Below are 16,264 nucleotides of genomic sequence, written 5' to 3'. Positions count from 1 at the left end.
TCAGGAGCCGGCGCCCGGCCTGTCCACGAGTTCCACCTGGTCCACGGCGTTGCACCAGCGGCAGCGCACCGACTCGATGGTCTCACTGACCACGTCACGCTCCTCGACCTTGGGCTCCCCCGCGAGATCGAGGTGAACGTACTCGACGACCTTCGACGAGCGGGTCACGTCGAAACGTGTGAGGTTTCCACAGAGGGTGCAGCGCCAGCGGGTCGTGTCCGTCGGCAGGGGAACCGTCATCGTGGCTGCTCTTCCTTCCAGTCTCCGTGATGCGCCGGCCTCCCGGTGCGTGTGGCTCGTAACCCTACGGCCTGACCGGTACTCGACGCCCGTTCGCCTTCGGCGGCGGCGCCGATCGCGTCCGGCGGCCGGGCCTCTCGCCACCGGCGGCGAGGCGGTCTGCGCGGGTGGGTCCCGTTACGTCATGCTCTGCTCATGATCGGCAAGTGGAGGACCACGGGCGACCGGGCCGTACGAAACGAGTCGGCGCCGGTGACGTACGGGCTGATCGCCGTCTGCTGTGCGATCTTCCTGATCGGACCGGCCGCCGGCCTGAACCCGGTGTACGGCACGGGCGACGAACTGCTCGCCGCGCAGCGGGCGTACTTCCGCCGCTGGGGCGTCGTCCCCGTCGAACTCTTCAACGGCACCCCGCGCGCGGCGCTCACCCCCGTCACCGCGCTCTTCGTCCACGGCAGCTGGCTGCATCTCCTCGGCAACATGCTCTTCCTCTTCGTCTTCGGGGCGATGGCCGAGGAACGCATGGGCCATGTGGAGTTCGCCCTCTTCTACGTCGGCTGCGGCTATCTCGCGCTGGTGGCGTACGCGGCGGCGCACGCCGGGTCGCCGCAGTCGCTGGTCGGCGCGTCCGGGGCGATCTCCGCGGTCCTCGGCGCTTTTCTCTTCCTGTTCCCCCGAGCACGCGTGACGAGCCTCTTCCCGTTCCTCTTCTTCCTCCCGCTGCGCTTCCCGGCCTGGGTGACCCTGCCGTTCTGGGTGAGCCTGCAGTGGCTGGCCGCGGGGCGGCAGACCTCGGGGCCGGGGGTCGCGTATCTGGCCCATCTGGTGGGGTTCGGGCTGGGGTTCGTCTACGCGTGGGGGCGTTATGGACGTACGGCTAGAGTGAAAGCGAATGCCTCAGCTCCGGCCCCCGAGGGAGAACACCAGCCGTGATCACCGCGATCGTGCTCATCAAGACCAGCGTGGACCGGATTCCGGAGATCGCGGAGTCGATCGCCGCGATCGATTCCGTGACCGAGGTGTTCTCCGTGACCGGTACGTACGATCTGATCGCCATGGTCCGGGTGAAGGAGCACGAGGATCTGGCGGATGTGATCCCGGGGCGTATCAGCAAGATCCCCGGGGTTCTGGGGACGGATACGCATGTGGCGTTCCGGGCCTACTCGCAGCATGACCTTGAGGCTGCGTTCGCCATCGGACTGGACGGGTGACGGATTCGTCGGCGAGTGCGGGTGTGTGGGGATTGCTCGCGCCCACGCGGCGGAGCCGCACATCGACACAGCCCCGCGCCCCTTTGAGGGGCGCTGTCGTGGCCCCAAGATGAAGAAGTCCTCATCTTGTGCTCATCCTCGGTCGCTGCTGGGCTCCGCAGGATCGTTCCCATGGTCTTCTCTCGCCGGATCGCGGCCCTTGCCGCCGTCGTGGCGATTCCGCTCGGGATCGCAGCGACCAGTTTCGCCCTGACCGACAGCCCTCAGGCGCCGAAGGTGCCGCCGAAGGTGGAGCTGGAGAGCGGGTCGTCCAGTCCTATGCCTTCGCGGCCGGAGGCGACGCCCCGTGACGAGGTCGTGTCGCGGCCTCCGGTGACCGACAGCCCGGCGAGTGATGACGATGACGACAGGCCCGGTCAGGACGGACAGGACGACGGGCAGGACGCCGACGACGACGGAGCCGGTGACGACGGCTGAGGCGCCGGCCCGGCGGGTTTCGGCCCGGGTCCGGATCCTGCTGTGGCTGCTGCTGGTGATGGCGGTGGCGCTGGCCTCGGTGGCGACGACGACGCGGTCGATCCTGTTGCGTGACGTGGACCAGCGGATCAACGAACTGCTGGTGCAGGAGGCCGGGGAGTTCACCAATCTTCAGGCGCAGGGGGTCGATCCGCAGACCGGGCGGCCGTTCACCGAGCCGTCACGGCTGCTGCGGGTCTTCCTGCAACGGCAGAACGCCGACCTCGACGAGGAGTTGATCGGGCTCGTCGGCCGGAGCGGACAGACGCCCTCGCAGATCATTCAGCAGCGCGAGATCCCCGTCGCGCTGCCGCTGCACGAGGACGCCGGCGCCCGGCGCGAGATCTTCGACTCGCCGGATTCCACGGGGACGCTGGAGCGGGCGGCCGGGGAGATCCGCTGGGCGAAGGTGGAGGTGGCCCGGTACGGGTCCGAGGCGGACGCGGCCTTCGTGGTCGCCTTCCATCCGGCGAGCGAGAAGGAACGCGCGAACGAGGTGTTCCGGGTGCTGCTCGCCATCTCCGGGGTCGCCCTGCTGATGACGACCGGTATCGCGTGGGTGGTCGCGGGGCGGATCCTCAAGCCCGTACGGCTGGTGCGGTCCGCCGCGGCCCAGCTCACCGAGCAGGACCTCACCCGGCGCATCCCGGTGCACGGCCGGGACGACGTGGCCGCGCTCGCCGAGACGTTCAACGCGATGCTCGACCGGCTGGAACGGGCCTTCGCCGCGCAGCGGGAGTTCGTCGACGACGCGGGGCACGAGTTGCGCACTCCCATCACGATCGTGCGGGGCCATCTGGAGCTGATGAGCGACGATCCCGCCGAGCGCGAGGAGACGGTCCGGCTGGTCACCGACGAACTGGACCGGATGAGCCGCATCGTCGAGGACCTGCTGCTGCTCGCCAAGGCCGAACGGCCCGACTTCGTCAGCCCCGAGCCGGTCCAGCTCGCCGAACTCACCGCCGATGTCTACGTCAAGGCCCGCACCCTCGGCGAACGCGACTGGCAGCTCGCCGAAGTGGCGGACAGGGAGGCCGAGTTGGACCCCCAGCGGATCACCCAGGCGATGGTCCAGCTCGCCCAGAACGCCGTGCAGCACACCACCACCGGCCAGACCATCCGCATCGGCTCCCGCGCCGAGGGCTCGTCCGTCGAGCTGTACGTCGTCGACTCGGGGCCCGGTGTGCAGCCGCAGGACACCGAGGTGATCTTCGAACGGTTCCGGCGCGGCACGGCCCGGCGCGGCACCCGGGGCTCCGGCGCGGGCCTCGGCCTGTCGATCGTCCGCGCGATCGCCGAGGCCCACGGCGGCCGCGTACGACTCCACGACACCGAGGGCGGCGGCGCGACCTTCGTCCTCACCCTGGAAGAGGCACGCACGTGAAACGGACCGACGGCGAAGGGGCGCTCCCGTGAACCGCATTCTCATCGTCGAGGACGAGGAACGCATCGCCTCCTTCGTGGAGAAGGGGCTGCGCGCGGGCGGCTTCACCACGACCGTGGTCGGGGACGGCGACGCGGCGTACGAGTACGCCCTCACCGGTGGCTTCGACCTGATCGTCCTCGACATCGGGCTGCCCGGGCGCGACGGGTTCACCGTGCTGCGCGAGTTGCGCGAGGCCCGGGTGACCGTGCCGGTCATCGTGCTGACCGCGCGGGACTCCGTACGCGACACCGTGGCCGGCCTGGAGGGCGGCGCCGACGACTGGATGACCAAGCCGTTCCGCTTCGAGGAACTGCTGGCGAGGGTCCGCCTCCGGTTGCGTACGGCGGCCCGGGCGCCCGAGGTGACGACGCTGAGGAGCGGCGAACTGACCCTGGACCTGCGGACGCGGAGGGCGAGAGCCGGGGAGCGGTTGGTGGACCTGACGGCGAGGGAGTTCGTACTGCTGGAGCTGTTCCTGCGCCACCCCGGTCAGGTGCTGTCCCGGGAGCAGATCCTGTCGCACGTGTGGGGCTACGACTTCGACCCGGGCTCGAACATCGTGGATGTGTATGTGCGGGCCCTGAGAAAGAAGCTGGGGGCCGCACAACTGGAAACGGTGAGAGGCATGGGCTACCGGTTGCCTGCGACCGCGCCCTGAAGGGGCGCGGGGCTGTATCGATTTGCGGCTCCGCCGCGTGGGCGCGACAAGCCCCCACCGACCCGCAGTCGAACAACGACGTGAAGCTTCCTTCATAAACGACTCATCAAGGACTCACCCCCCATCTGAACCCTTGATGACGTGACCCTGAACTTCCGTCTCGCCGCCTCTCTCTGCGTGGCTCTCTCCCTCTGCGCGCTCCTGGCAGTACCCGGCAACTTCGCCGGCCTCGGCGGCGAGGCCCGCCTCACCCTCGCGGTCTTCGCCCTGGCGACCTGCGCCTGGATCGGCACGCCCATCGACGACACGTACATCGCGCTCGGCGCCGGTCTCGCCCTCACCGTCACCGGGGTGATCAGCAACGACACCCTCTTCGGGACCCTCGGCGACTCCACCGTGTGGCTGCTGATCTGCGCGTTCGTACTGGCGGCGGCCGTGACGCGGACGGGCCTGGCGGGCCGGGCGGCAGCCTTCCTGGTGAGCGGCGCGCGGACCGTACGGCAGCTGGCCCACCTGACGACGGCGGCACTCGTGGTGACGGCGTTCGCGGTGCCCGCCACCTCGGGCCGGGCGGCGCTCGCGCTGCCCGTGTTCCTGGCCCTCGCCAAGGCCCTGGCCGACCGGAAACGACTGGTCGTGATGCTGGCGCTGCTGTTCCCGACCGTGATCCTTCTGTCGGCGGTGGCGACCCTGATCGGTGCGGGCGCGCATCTGATCACCGTGTCGGTGCTGTGGGAGGCGACCGGCGACCGTATCGGCTTCACGGAGTGGCTGCTGCTCGGGCTGCCGCTGGCGATCGTCTCGTCCCATCTGGCCGCCGAGGCCGTCCTGTTGACGACGACCCGGCGCGAGGACCGACGCGGTCCCGTGAGGATCACGGTCGAGGAGATCCAGTTGCACAGCGAGCAGCCGGTGAGCGGGCCCTGGTCCCCCGCCGAGTCGCGCTGTGCCCTGCTGCTGGCCACGGTCGTGGTCCTGTGGTGCAGCGAGCCGCTCCACCGGGTCTCCCCGGCCGTCGTCGCGCTGATCGGCGCGGTCGTGGCCTCCTCGCCGGCGCTGGGCACGGTAGGGCTGAAGGACGCGCTGAAGACCGTGCCCTGGTCGATGCTGCTCTTCATGGCCGCGACGATGGCCATGGGCGTCGCGCTCAGCGACTCGGGGGCGGCGAAGTGGCTGGTCTCGGGGCTGCCCACGGGGGTCACGCCGCTGGTGTTCCTGGCGGTGGTCGTGGGGTTCAGCACGGCCGCCCATCTGGTTCTGCAGTCCCGGTCGGCGCGGTCGTCGGTGCTCGTCCCGCTGGTCGTCGCGGCGGCCGTGGGCGCCGGGGTCAACCCGGTCGCCGCCGCGCTCGCCTCCACCGCCGCCGCGGGCTTCTGCCACACCCTCCCGGCCTCCGCGAAGCCGGTCGCCCTCTTCGCCGACCTGCCCGGCACGCCCACCTACACCCCACGCGACCTGCTGCGCCTCTCCGCCGTCCTGGCCCCGCTGACCGCCGCCCTCGTCGTGCTCTTCGCGGTGGCGGTGTGGCCGCTGCTGGGCGTGCCGCTGGTCCCGTGACGCCCTGGACCCATGCCTCCGTGACCCCGGCACGCCACGCCCCCTCACTCCCCCGAACCCTCACTCCCTCGACCTCATGTCCCACCGCCACCACGACCCACAGGAGCCCTGAGCAGCATGCTGAACCGAGTCGCCGTAGCCCCCAGTGGCTTCAAGGAGTCCCTGTCCGCCGAGGCCGCCGCCGAGGCCATCGCGGAGGGTGTCCGCCGGGTCGTGCCCGACGCCGAGGTGGACCTCATCCCCCTGGTGGACGGCGGCGAGGGCACGGCCGCCGCGCTGGCCGCCTCCACCGGGGGCCGCCTGGTCTCCCTTCTCGCCACGGGCCCGGTCGGCGAACCGGTGGACACGCACTTCGCCCTGCTCGGCTCGCACGACCCGGCCATGGCGGAGACCGCCGTGGTGGAGATGGCGGCCGTCGCGGGCCTCTCCCTCGTCCCGTGCGCCCTCCGCGATCCCGGCGCCACGACCACGTACGGCGTCGGCGAGCTGATCCGTGCCGCGCTCGACACCGGCGTACGGCGGGTCCTGATCGGCTGCGGCGACTCCGGCACGTCGGACGGCGGGGCCGGGGCCCTCCAGGCGCTGGGCGCACGCCTCTTGGACTCGGAGGGCCACGAACTCACGCCGGGCGGCCGGGAGTTGACGCGCCTGGACCGTATCGACCCGTCCGGCCTGGATCACCGTCTCAAGGACGTGGAACTGCTGGTCGCCTGCAACCCGTTCAACGTGCTGTGCGGCGAGCGGGGAGTCGCCCGCGTCTTCGGCCCGCAGAAGGGGGCGACGCCGGCGCAGGTCGAGGAGTTGTCGGCCGGACTGGAGAACTGGGCGTCCGTCCTCACACGGGACCTGCGCGACGTCACCCCCACCGGCACCGGCCTCCACGACGGCCCGGGTACGGGCTCCCGTCCCGCCCCCGGCACCGACCTCCGGCACGGCCCCGGCACCGGCGCCTCCGGCGGCCTCGGTGCCGGGCTGGCCGCCGTGGGGGCCCGGCTGCTCCCCCGTTTCGAGGTGCTGCTGAGCCATCTGGACCTCGACGCCCGGCTCGCCCGCGCCGACCTGGTCATCACGGCCGAGGGCGCCCTCGACCACCAGACCCCCCGCGGCAAGGTCCCCGCCGAGGTGGCCCGCCGCGCCAAGCGGAACGGCCGCCCGGTCCTCGCCCTCGCGGGCACCCTGGGCGAGGGGGCGCACGAGGTGCCGGGCGTGGACGCGTACACCGGGATCCTGCCCGCGCCGATGGCTCTCGCCGAGGCCCTGGTCCGCGCGAGCGAACTCCTCACGGACGCCACGGAACGGGCCCTGCGGATGATGGTGCTGGGCGCGCGGGTGACGGCGGGGATCAGGACCTGACACCGCCGGCCGGGGCGAACGACGGGATCAGGGCCGAGGTCGACAGTGCGCGTCAGCGGATCAGACGGCCGGCACGCAACGCCCGTCCTCCGTACGGTAGTTCCACTTCGCGCCGTCCCGCACGAGCTCCTTCACCGCGCCGACGAACCGCTCCACGTGCTCGTCGGGCGTGCCCGCCCCGAAGCTCACCCGGATCGCGTTGAGGGACCGCTCGCCGGGCGCGGCCTCGGGGGCGCCGCACTCGCCCTGGGTCTGCGGGTCGCCGCCGAGGAGGGTGCGGACCAGCGGGTGGGCGCAGAAGAGACCGTCGCGGACGCCGATGCCGTACTCGGCGGAGAGGGCGGCGGCGAAGTGGGAGCTGTTCCAGCCCTCGACGACGAAGGAGATGACGCCGACGCGCGGAGCGTCGTCCCCGAAGAGCGAGAGGACCCGGACCTCGGGCACCTCGGCGAGACCGGCGCGGACGGTGTCGATCAGGTGCTGCTCCCGGGCGACCAGCGTCTCGAACCCGGCCTCGGTGAGGGCCTTGCAGGCGGAGGCGATGGAGTAGGCGCCGATGACGTTGGGCGAGCCGGCCTCGTGCCGGGCGGCGGTCTGGTGCCACTCGACGTCCACGCCCCCGTCCGTACGCCGGCTCACCTTGCGGCTGGCGCCGCCGCCCGCGAGGTACGGGTCGGCCTCGCGCAGCCAGTCGGCGCGCCCGGCGAGCACGCCGGACCCGAACGGCGCGTACAACTTGTGCCCCGAGAAGGCGACCCAGTCGACGTCCAACTCCTGTACGGATACGGGGTGGTGAGGCGCGAGCTGGGCCGCGTCGAGCACGATCCGCGCGCCGTGCGCGTGCGCGGCGGCGGCCAGCTCGCGCACCGGCCAGATCTCCCCGGTGACATTGGAGGCACCGGTGACGCACACCAGCGCCGGCCCCTGCGGGTCGCGCCCGGCGAGGGCGGCCTCCAGAGCGGCCACGGCCTCCTCCGGCGTACGCGGCGCGTCCAGGTACGTCACCCGCGCGTTCCGCCACGGCAGCAACGAGGCGTGGTGCTCGGTCTCGAAGACGAAGACCTGGCAGTCGGCGGGCAGCGCGGCGGCGAGCAGGTTCAGCGAGTCGGTGGTCGACCGGGTGAACACGACCTGGTCGTCGTCCCGGCAGTCCAGGAACTCCGCGACGGTCTTGCGGGCGTTCTCGAAGAGGTCGGTGGACAGCTGCGACAGGTACCCGGCACCCCGGTGCACGCTCCCGTAGTACGGCGCGTACGCCGCCACGTCGTCCCACACCCGCTGCAGCGCCGGGGCGCTGGCGGCGTAGTCGAGCGCGGCGTAGGTGACTTCGCCGCCGGTGACGAGCGGGACGGTGACATCCCGGCCCAGAACGGGCAGCGGGGCACAAACGGACCGGTCGGCGGCAAGCGTGGAGACAGACATGGGGAACTCCCGTGAAAGCAGGCGGAATCGCCGTGCCGGACGGCATGTCGACGGCACAGGGAACACCGAAAAGAGTGAAAGGGGAAACGCGGAGGCGGGGCTCTGCGGCCCTATCGCATTCGCTTGCTCACGGAAGGCTCCCTCGAAACCGCGCTTGCCGTAGACCTCGCTGCCTACGACCCGGTCTTCACCCGGGGCACCCCGCCACGGACGGAGGGTTGCCGGACAGCCAGCCGGGGCTTTGGGCTGTCACTCATGACCTGCCGAAAAACGTACGTGAAGTGATCGCCACGCCGCAACTTCTGTCCGGATGGCGGGATGCCGGGCGCCTTATGGCTCGGGAGGTTCGGTTGGGTGGCGCGTGCGGGTGGGTGGGGGTTGTTCGCGCAGTTCCCCGCGCCCCTTTAGGGGCGCGGGGAACTGCGCGACCAGCCACACACAACCCGCAGCGCACCACCGGCCCCAGCGCTACACGTTGGTGGCGACGACCCACCGCTCAAGAACTCTCCGCGCCGCCCCGGAGTCGATCGACTCGGCCGCCCGCTCCATGCCACCCCGCAACTGCTCCGCCAGGGACGCGGACGTCGGCTCCAGTGCCACCAGCGCCGCCGCCGAGTTCAGCAGCACCGCATCCCGCACCGGCCCCGTCTCGCCGTCCAGCAACCGCCGTGCGACATCCGCGTTGTACGAGGAATCGGCCCCCCGCAACGCCTCCACCGGCACCAGGTCCAGCCCGACGTCGCGCGGGTCGAAGGCCTCCTCGGTCACCTTGCCGTCCCGTACGACCCACACCCGTGACGTGGCGGTCGTCGTCAACTCGTCAAGGCCGTCATCACCCCGGAAGACCAACGACGAGTTGCCGCGCTCGGCGAAGACGCCCGCCATGATCGGCGCCATCCGCGGATCGGCGACACCGACCGCCTGGGCGCGCACCTTCGCCGGGTTCGCCAGCGGCCCCAGCGCGTTGAAGACGGTCCGGATGCCCAACTGCCCGCGTGCGGCGGCCACATGACGCAGCGCCGGGTGGAACTTCACCGCGAAGCAGAAGGTGATCCCGGCCTCCTCGGCGACCTCGGCCACCCGCTTCGGCGTCAGCTCCAGATTGACGCCGAGCTTCTCCAGCACATCGGACGCGCCGGACGCCGACGACGCGGCCCGGTTGCCGTGCTTGACGACCTTCGCGCCCGTACCGGCGACGACGATCGACGACATCGTGGAGATGTTGACCGTCTTGGCGCCGTCCCCGCCCGTACCGACGATGTCGACGGTCTCGCCCGACACCTCGATCACATGGGCGTGTTCGTACAGCGCCTCGACGAGACCGGTGATCTCCTCGACGGTCTCGCCCTTGGCCCGCAGCGCCACCACGAATCCGGCGATCTGCGCGTCCGTCGCCTCGCCGCGCATGATCTGGTCCATCGCCCAGAACGTGGCGCCGGCGTCCTGGTCGTGCCCGGACAGCAGTGCGTTCAGCACCGCGGGCCAGGAACGGCCCGCCGCGGTATCGCCTCCAGCGGGGGTCACAGCGCTCATAGCCGCTCCTGGGTGTCGTAGCGCGAGGAATGCCGCGCAAACCGTGAAGTCAATGATGCGCTCCCACCCTATCCAGCCACGGGCACGGCGAAGGGCCCCCGTCCGAAGATCGGACGGGGGCCCTTCGACCGTGGTGTGGCGAAGCGAAGCGATCAGTGGTGGCCGTGGCCGCTCGTGATCTCCTTGTACTCCTCGACGGTCGGCTTGGTGATCTGCGAGTCCTCGCCGTAGTAGCCCTTGCTCAGCTTGGCGCGGAGCTTCTCGCGGCGCGTGATCTTGCGGGCGACACCGTTCTCGTCGACCGCGGGACCGATCTCGGCCGGCGCGTACTGCTCGTGCGCCGTGAGCGTGTGCAGCTGCTCCTGGCTGAGCGGCTCGTGGACCTCGATGAACTCACCGTGCGGCAGACGCTTGATGATGCCGGTCTCGCGACCGTGCAGGATCTTGTCCTTGTCCCGGCGCTGCAGGCCGAGGCAGATGCGCTTGGTGACGATGAACGCGAGGACCGGGGCCACGAAGAACGCGATCCGGACGAACCAGGTGATGGCGTTGATCGACAGGTGGAAGTGGGTCGCCCAGAGGTCGTTTCCACCACCGATCAGCAGCACCATGTACCAGGTGATCCACGCGACACCGAAGGCCGTACGGGTCGGGGCGTTGCGCGGGCGGTCCAGGATGTGGTGCTCGCGCTTGTCGCCGGTGACCCAGGACTCGATGAACGGGTAGACCGCGATCGCGACCAGGACCAGCGGGAAGATCACCAGCGGGATGAACACACCCAGGACGAGCGTGTGACCCCAGAAGTTGATCTCCCAGCCCGGCATGACACGGATCAGGCCCTCGGAGAAGCCCATGTACCAGTCGGGCTGGGCGCCGGTCGACACCTGGTCCGGACGGTAGGGACCCATGGTCCAGATCGGGTTGATCGTGGCGATCGCCGAGATGACCGCGATGACACCGAAGACCAGGAAGAAGAAGCCGCCGGCCTTCGCCATGTACACCGGGAGCAGCGGCATGCCGACGACGTTGTTGTTCGTCTTTCCGGGGCCCGCGTACTGGGTGTGCTTGTGGTAGAAGACCAGGATCAGGTGCGCCACCACGAGGCCGAGCATGATGCCCGGCAGCAGCAGGACGTGGACCGAGTAGAAGCGGGCCACGAAGTCGCCGCCCGGGAACTCCCCGCCGAAGAGGAAGAACGACAGGTACGTGCCGACGATCGGCACGGACAGGACCGCGCCCTCCATGAAGCGGACACCGGTGCCGGAGAGCAGGTCGTCCGGGAGCGAGTAACCGGTGAAGCCGGTGAACATGCCGAGGACGAACAGCAGGAAGCCGAACAGCCAGTTGACCTCACGCGGCTTGCGGAACGCGCCGGTGAAGAACACACGCATCATGTGCACGAACATGCCGGCGAGGAAGACCAACGCGGCCCAGTGGTGGATCTGCCGGATCAGCAGACCACCGCGCACCTCGAACGAGATGTGCATGGTCGAGTTGAACGCCTCGGACATCAGCTGGCCCTGCAGCGGGACGTAGCTGCCGTGGTACTCCACCTCGTTCATCGACGGGTGGAAGAACAGCGTCAGGTACACACCCGTGAGGATGATGATGATGAAGGTGTACAGGCAGATCTCGCCCAGCATGAACGACCAGTGGTCGGGGAAGATCTTGCGCATGTTGGCCTTGGCCAGGGAGTAGATCCCGAGCCGGCCGTCGGCCCAGTCGGCGACGCGCTCGCCGGCCGGTGCCTTCCCGCGCTTGTCGCGCGAGTCGGTGGTGGTTGCAGTACTCATCCGCGCTCCCAGAAGGCAGGACCGACGGGCTCTTCGAAGTCGCTCACGGCTTCGAGGTAGCCGTCTTCACCGACGGTGATCCTCAGCTGCGGAAGGGCGTGCCCTGCGGGGCCGAAGATCACCCGGCCACGGTCGGCGAGGTCGAAGGTGGACTGGTGGCAGGGGCAGAGCACGTGGTGCGTCTGCTGCTCGTACAGGGAGATCGGGCAACCGACGTGGGTGCAGATCTTCGAGTACGCCAGAATGCCCTCGTGCGACCACTCCAGTGACGTCTTGTCCTTGATGTCGTCCGGCTGGATCCGGACGATCATCAGGGCGTCCTTGGCGATGTTCTTCTGGAAGTCGTGGTCGTGCTCGTCCAGGCCGTCCGGCATGGCGAAGGTCAGCGACCCCACCGCGACGTCCGCGGGACGCAGCGGCTCCATGGTGTTCATGTTGACGAGCTTCTTGCCCTTGGCCCAGGTGGTGTGCCGCAGCTTGGTGCCGGGCGCCGGACCGAGGCCGCCCAGCAGCATCACACCGGAGAGCGGGAACAGGGCCAGCGCGCCGAACATCGTGTTGCGGATCAGCTTGCGGCGGCCGAGCGCGGACTCCTTGGCACCGTCCCTGAAGTCGGCCATGACCTTGGCCTTGACCTCGGGCGCGGCCTCGATCGCGTGCCGCTCGTCGGCGATCTCCACGTCCGACATCAGCGTGCGGGCCCAGTGGACCGCGCCGGCGCCGATGCAGAACAGCGACAGGCCCAGCGTCATGCCCAGCGCGAAGTTCAGCGCGCTGATGTGACCGATCGGCCAGACGTAGATCGCCCTGTCGACGTCGATCACCAGGTACGCGGCGATGAACGCGACCGTGGCCAGCATCGACACCGTGAACAGCAGGGCGACCGTGCGCTCGGACCGCTTCGCGGCCCGCTCGTCGATGTCCTGGATCCGGTGCTCGTGGGGCGGCAGGCCAGGGTCCGCGAACGGGTTCTTCTCGTCCGCGACCTTCACCGCGCCGTGCGCGTCGCCCTGCTCGATGGACAGGTTCTCTTCTGGAATCTCTTGGCTACTCATGACTTCTTGGCCTTTGCGGTCCGAGCGGCGACCCAGACGGCGACGGCGATCAGCGCGCCGAGCCCGAACACCCAGCCGAAGAGACCTTCGCTGACCGGGCCGAGTCCGCCGAGGCTGAGGCCACCGGGCTCCACGGTGTCGTCGCTGTTGACCGCGTCGAGGTACGCGATGATGTCCTTCTTGTTCTCCTCCGACAGCGTGGTGTCGGGGAAGGACGGCATGTTCTGCGGGCCGGTCTGCATGGCCTCGTAGATGTGCTTCGGGTCGACACCCTCAAGGCTCGGCGCGTACTTGCCCTCGGACAGCGCACCGCCCTTGCCGGTGAAGTTGTGGCACTGAGCGCAGTTGGTACGGAAGAGCTCGCCGCCCTCGGCGATGTCCGCGCCCTCGGGGTTGTACTCGTTCTCGGTCGGGATCTCCGGACCGGCGCCCAGCGAGGCGATGTACGCCGCGAGCTGGTCGATCTCGGCCTGCGAGTAGACGGTCGGCTTGTCCGGTACCTGCGCGCCCGGCTGCTGGGCCGGCATACGGCCGGTGCCGACCTGGAAGTCGACGGCTGCCGCGCCCACACCAGTGAGCGGCGGACCGTCGGTGGTGCCCTGACCGCCGGTGCCGTGGCAGCTGGCGCAGCCCACGGCGTAGAGCTTCTTGCCCTCCTCGATGGTGAGGGTCTGGGCGGTTTCTTCGGCCACCGCCTTGTCCGCAGGTGCGAAGGCGGTGTACAGCCCCGCGCAGGCCGCCAGCGCGATGAGTAGGACGACGACCGCCGCCAGCGGATGGCGTCGTCGTGCGGAGAGCTTTTTCACGGATTACCCCGGTGTCAGGATCTTCTGCGTCGGTGCTTCTGGAAGGGTCGTTCTCGGTCCGAGGCGGGCGATCGGTCCGCCCGGCTCGGCCGCCCGATTTACTTGATCATGTAGATCGTGGCGAAGAGGCCGATCCAGACGACATCGACGAAGTGCCAGTAGTAGGACACGACGATGGCCGCGGTCGCCTGCTCGTGGGTGAACCTCTTGGCCGCGTAGGTGCGCCCGAGGACCAGCAGGAAGGCGATGAGACCGCCCGTCACGTGCAGGCCGTGGAAGCCGGTGGTCAGGTAGAAGACCGAGCCGTACGGGTCGGACGAGAGCGACAGGCCCTCGTGCTTGACCAGCTCGGTGTACTCGAAGACCTGACCGCCGATGAAGATCGCACCCATCACGAACGTGACGATGAACCACATCCGGAGCTTCTTCACATCACCGCGCTCGGCGGCGAACACGCCGAGCTGGCAGGTGAGCGAGGAGAGCACCAGGATCGTGGTGTTGGTCGCCGAGAACGGGAAGTTCAGGGTGTCGGCCTTCTCCGCCCAGAACTCGGGGCCGGTCACCGATCGCAGGGTGAAGTACATCGCGAAGAGGGCCGCGAAGAACATCAGCTCGGAACTCAACCAGATGATGGTTCCGACGCTGGTGAGGTTCGGCCGGTTGACCGACGGGTGCGCGTGCCCGGTTTCTACTGTCGTTGCTGTCGCCACGACCGACATTATGTCGGTCGCTTATCCCGCCCTCACTCCGGGGGGTGCCGTTCGGAGTGTTGCCCCCTTCGGTACCGGTGCTGACGTGGTGTTCGAGGGAGTAGCATCCGCGCATCGGGCCTGTCCTTAACGACGCTGACGTCACGGAGGAACAATGCAGCCGACCGCCACGGTGCTGGTCTACAGCGACGACTCCAACACCCGCGAGCAGGTGCGGCTGGCCTCCGGCCGGCGACCGGCTCCTGATGTACCCCAGGTCGAGTTCCTGGAGTGCGCCACGCCCGCCGCCGTGATCAAGGAGCTGGACAAGGGCGGGATCGACGTCTGTGTGCTGGACGGTGAGGCCGTGCCCATGGGCGGCATGGGGGTGTGCCGGCAGATCAAGGATGAGATCTTCGACTGCCCGCCGGTGCTGGTGCTGATCGGGCGGCCGCAGGATGCGTGGCTGGCGACGTGGAGCCGGGCCGACGCGGCGGTGACGCTGCCGGTTGAGCCGGTTGAGTTCGCCTCGGCGTTGGCTTCCTTGCTGCGGCGTAAGAGTGCGTTGAGCGCCCAGTAGCTCGGGGTGTCCTGACGGACGGCGGGTGCGGGTTGATTGTGGCTGGTCGCGCCCACGCGGCGTAGCCGCATATGTCACAGGCCCGCGCCCCTTCAGGGCGCCCCCCTCAGACTGACTCCGGTCGCAAGCGGGCGTATTCCTGGGGAGCGGGTACTTCCTTCGTACCGCCCACCAGCGCGCTGCCCGCGCTCCAGTTCTTCCAGTCGAGGTTCCAGTCGCCGAAGCCGTTGCCGAAGGGGGCCATGGTGTCGCCGCCCGAGTTGACGACCTGGACGATGTCGCCCTCGTTGATGGTGTCGTAGAACCACTGGGCGTTGGCGGTGCTCATGCCGGTGCAGCCGTGGCTGACGTTGGCGTATCCCTGGGAGCCGGTGGACCAGGGGGCGGCGTGGACGTACTCGCCGCTGTTGGTGACCCTGACGGAGTGGTGGACGGTCAGGTCGTAGAAGTCCGCGGCACCTATGCTGGCGCTGGTCATGCGAACGGTACCTTCCTTGGCCAGGACGACCTTGACGCCGTTGCGGGTGTCGTAGCCGGGCATGCCCGTGGTGACCGGGATCTCCTTGATGACCTGGTCGTTCTTGTAGACGGTCATACGGTGCGCCGCGGCGTCCGTGACAGCGACGATCTTGTCGCCGGTGGTCAGCCGGAGGGGCTCGGCCGTTCCGCCCCAGAGACGGTCGCCGATCTTGATGCCGTCCAGGTTGCTGCGGACCTCGATGGTGGCGTTCGCGGGCCAGTACTCCTTGGGGCGGTAGTGGAGCTTCTTGTCGTCCACCCAGTGCCAGGCGCCTTCCGCGGAGGGCAGGGAGTCGACCTTCAGGGCCCGCTCGACTATCGCGCGGGACGCCTTGTCCTTGACGGGGACGCTGAGGTCGGCGGTGACGGGCTGGCCGACGCCGTACTTGCCCGCCTCGGGGCCGAAGGTGACGTCGAGGCGCTTCTTGGTGACGGGGCGGCCGGTGTGGAAGGTGAGGGTCTCGCGGCCGGGGGCGCCGTCCTCGTCCTCGGTGCTCACCCGGACCGTGTAGCGGGCGTTGGCGGCGAGCGGTGAGGTGGAGTGCCAGCGACCGCCGTCGGCGGAGAGTTCGCCCGCCACATACCGTCCTGCGGCGTCCACGGCGGTGACGTCGGTGATCCGCCCGTCGTCGTCGGCGGTGACTTCCAGCGGCTTGTCCGGGTCGACCTTCTCGCGCTCCCCGGAGGGGGCGTTGAAGGAGATCTGGTCGGCAGCGTCGTACGGCCTGCCCGAGAGCGGGTGTCCGCCGGAACCGCAGGCGGTGACGCCCGCTCCCAGGGAGACCACCAGCAGGACGCAGCTGACGACCGTGCGGTTACGGGGTGAAGTGCTCATGAGTTCAACGTAGGAACACCCGTCGAGCACGGCGCGCCGGGTGACCCGAGTGAGCTACGTCCGGCGTGGCA

16 protein-coding genes and 1 riboswitch are annotated in these 16,264 nt (G+C 69.6%); of the genes, 8 read left to right on the top strand and 8 right to left on the bottom strand.

All coding sequences use genetic code 11. The features are described from left to right. Positions 1-240 carry a hypothetical protein gene (locus JIX56_RS34275; protein WP_069771227.1) on the bottom strand — a complete coding sequence of 80 codons (240 nt, stop codon included), beginning with the start codon at positions 238-240 and terminating at the stop codon, positions 1-3. A gap of 195 nt (positions 241-435) precedes the next feature. Here JIX56_RS34275 and JIX56_RS34270 point away from each other — a divergent pair, with 195 nt between their 5' ends. The 7 genes from JIX56_RS34270 to JIX56_RS34240 all read left to right on the top strand — a co-directional run bounded on the left by JIX56_RS34270 (position 436) and on the right by JIX56_RS34240 (position 6,961). Further along, on the top strand, positions 436-1,173 hold the full coding sequence (locus JIX56_RS34270) for a rhomboid family intramembrane serine protease (RefSeq protein ID WP_257546359.1): 738 nt from the start codon (positions 436-438) through the stop codon (positions 1,171-1,173). Beyond that, positions 1,170-1,451: an Lrp/AsnC family transcriptional regulator gene (locus JIX56_RS34265; RefSeq protein ID WP_257546358.1), complete on the top strand. Its 282-nt coding sequence runs from the start codon at positions 1,170-1,172 to the stop codon at positions 1,449-1,451. Before JIX56_RS34270 ends, JIX56_RS34265 begins: the two co-directional genes overlap by 4 nt. A 171-nt stretch (positions 1,452-1,622) precedes the next feature. Continuing rightward, positions 1,623-1,928 carry a small secreted hydrophilic protein gene (locus tag JIX56_RS34260; protein ID WP_257546356.1) on the top strand — a complete coding sequence of 102 codons (306 nt, stop codon included), beginning with the start codon at positions 1,623-1,625 and terminating at the stop codon, positions 1,926-1,928. Next, positions 1,915-3,351: a sensor histidine kinase gene (locus JIX56_RS34255; RefSeq protein ID WP_257546354.1), complete on the top strand. Its 1,437-nt coding sequence runs from the start codon at positions 1,915-1,917 to the stop codon at positions 3,349-3,351. Before JIX56_RS34260 ends, JIX56_RS34255 begins: the two co-directional genes overlap by 14 nt. Before the next feature lie 28 nt (positions 3,352-3,379). Next, on the top strand, positions 3,380-4,051 hold the full coding sequence (locus JIX56_RS34250; protein WP_257546353.1) for a response regulator transcription factor: 672 nt from the start codon (positions 3,380-3,382) through the stop codon (positions 4,049-4,051). A gap of 141 nt (positions 4,052-4,192) precedes the next feature. Beyond that, a complete protein-coding gene (locus JIX56_RS34245; protein ID WP_257546352.1) occupies positions 4,193-5,608 on the top strand; it encodes an SLC13 family permease in 1,416 nt (471 codons plus the stop codon). Positions 5,609-5,725: 117 nt separating this feature from the next. Then, positions 5,726-6,961, top strand: a complete 1,236-nt coding sequence (locus JIX56_RS34240; protein ID WP_257546351.1) for a glycerate kinase family protein — start codon at positions 5,726-5,728, stop codon at positions 6,959-6,961. A 60-nt stretch (positions 6,962-7,021) separates the two neighbouring features. On the opposite strand, the gene JIX56_RS34235 is transcribed toward JIX56_RS34240, so the two are convergent. The 6 genes from JIX56_RS34235 to ctaE all read right to left on the bottom strand — a co-directional run bounded on the left by JIX56_RS34235 (position 7,022) and on the right by ctaE (position 14,289). Continuing rightward, positions 7,022-8,383, bottom strand: coding sequence for an aminotransferase class V-fold PLP-dependent enzyme (locus JIX56_RS34235; protein ID WP_257546350.1), 1,362 nt, complete (start codon positions 8,381-8,383; stop codon positions 7,022-7,024). A 145-nt stretch (positions 8,384-8,528) separates the two neighbouring features. Further along, positions 8,529-8,644: riboswitch (SAM riboswitch) on the bottom strand. A gap of 207 nt (positions 8,645-8,851) precedes the next feature. Next, positions 8,852-9,916 carry an anthranilate phosphoribosyltransferase gene (trpD, locus tag JIX56_RS34230; protein ID WP_257546349.1) on the bottom strand — a complete coding sequence of 355 codons (1,065 nt, stop codon included), beginning with the start codon at positions 9,914-9,916 and terminating at the stop codon, positions 8,852-8,854. Between the two features lie 152 nt (positions 9,917-10,068). Further along, on the bottom strand, positions 10,069-11,709 hold the full coding sequence (gene qcrB, locus JIX56_RS34225; RefSeq protein ID WP_257546347.1) for a cytochrome bc1 complex cytochrome b subunit: 1,641 nt from the start codon (positions 11,707-11,709) through the stop codon (positions 10,069-10,071). Further along, the gene (gene qcrA / locus JIX56_RS34220) at positions 11,706-12,764 is read right to left on the bottom strand and encodes a cytochrome bc1 complex Rieske iron-sulfur subunit (RefSeq protein ID WP_257546345.1); all 1,059 of its coding nucleotides are present in this window, start codon (positions 12,762-12,764) and stop codon (positions 11,706-11,708) included. Before qcrA ends, qcrB begins: the two co-directional genes overlap by 4 nt. Next, a complete protein-coding gene (gene qcrC / locus JIX56_RS34215) occupies positions 12,761-13,570 on the bottom strand; it encodes a cytochrome bc1 complex diheme cytochrome c subunit (protein ID WP_257546344.1) in 810 nt (269 codons plus the stop codon). The genes qcrA and qcrC overlap by 4 nt, the downstream gene beginning before the upstream one ends. A gap of 98 nt (positions 13,571-13,668) precedes the next feature. Continuing rightward, a complete protein-coding gene (gene ctaE, locus JIX56_RS34210; RefSeq protein WP_257546342.1) occupies positions 13,669-14,289 on the bottom strand; it encodes an aa3-type cytochrome oxidase subunit III in 621 nt (206 codons plus the stop codon). 145 nt (positions 14,290-14,434) lie between these two features. Here ctaE and JIX56_RS34205 point away from each other — a divergent pair, with 145 nt between their 5' ends. Further along, complete coding sequence (locus JIX56_RS34205; RefSeq protein ID WP_257546340.1) at positions 14,435-14,839, top strand: hypothetical protein; 405 nt, start codon at positions 14,435-14,437, stop codon at positions 14,837-14,839. Between the two features lie 106 nt (positions 14,840-14,945). Here the strand turns inward: JIX56_RS34205 and JIX56_RS34200 are convergent, their stop codons facing one another. Continuing rightward, positions 14,946-16,193, bottom strand: coding sequence for a L,D-transpeptidase (locus JIX56_RS34200; RefSeq protein WP_257546339.1), 1,248 nt, complete (start codon positions 16,191-16,193; stop codon positions 14,946-14,948). Between the last annotated feature and the right edge of the window lie 71 nt (positions 16,194-16,264).

Origin of the sequence: Streptomyces sp. CA-210063, assembly GCF_024612015.1 — a bacterium.
GTDB lineage: Bacteria > Actinomycetota > Actinomycetes > Streptomycetales > Streptomycetaceae > Streptomyces.
This window is presented reverse-complemented; position numbering and strand designations above follow the sequence as displayed.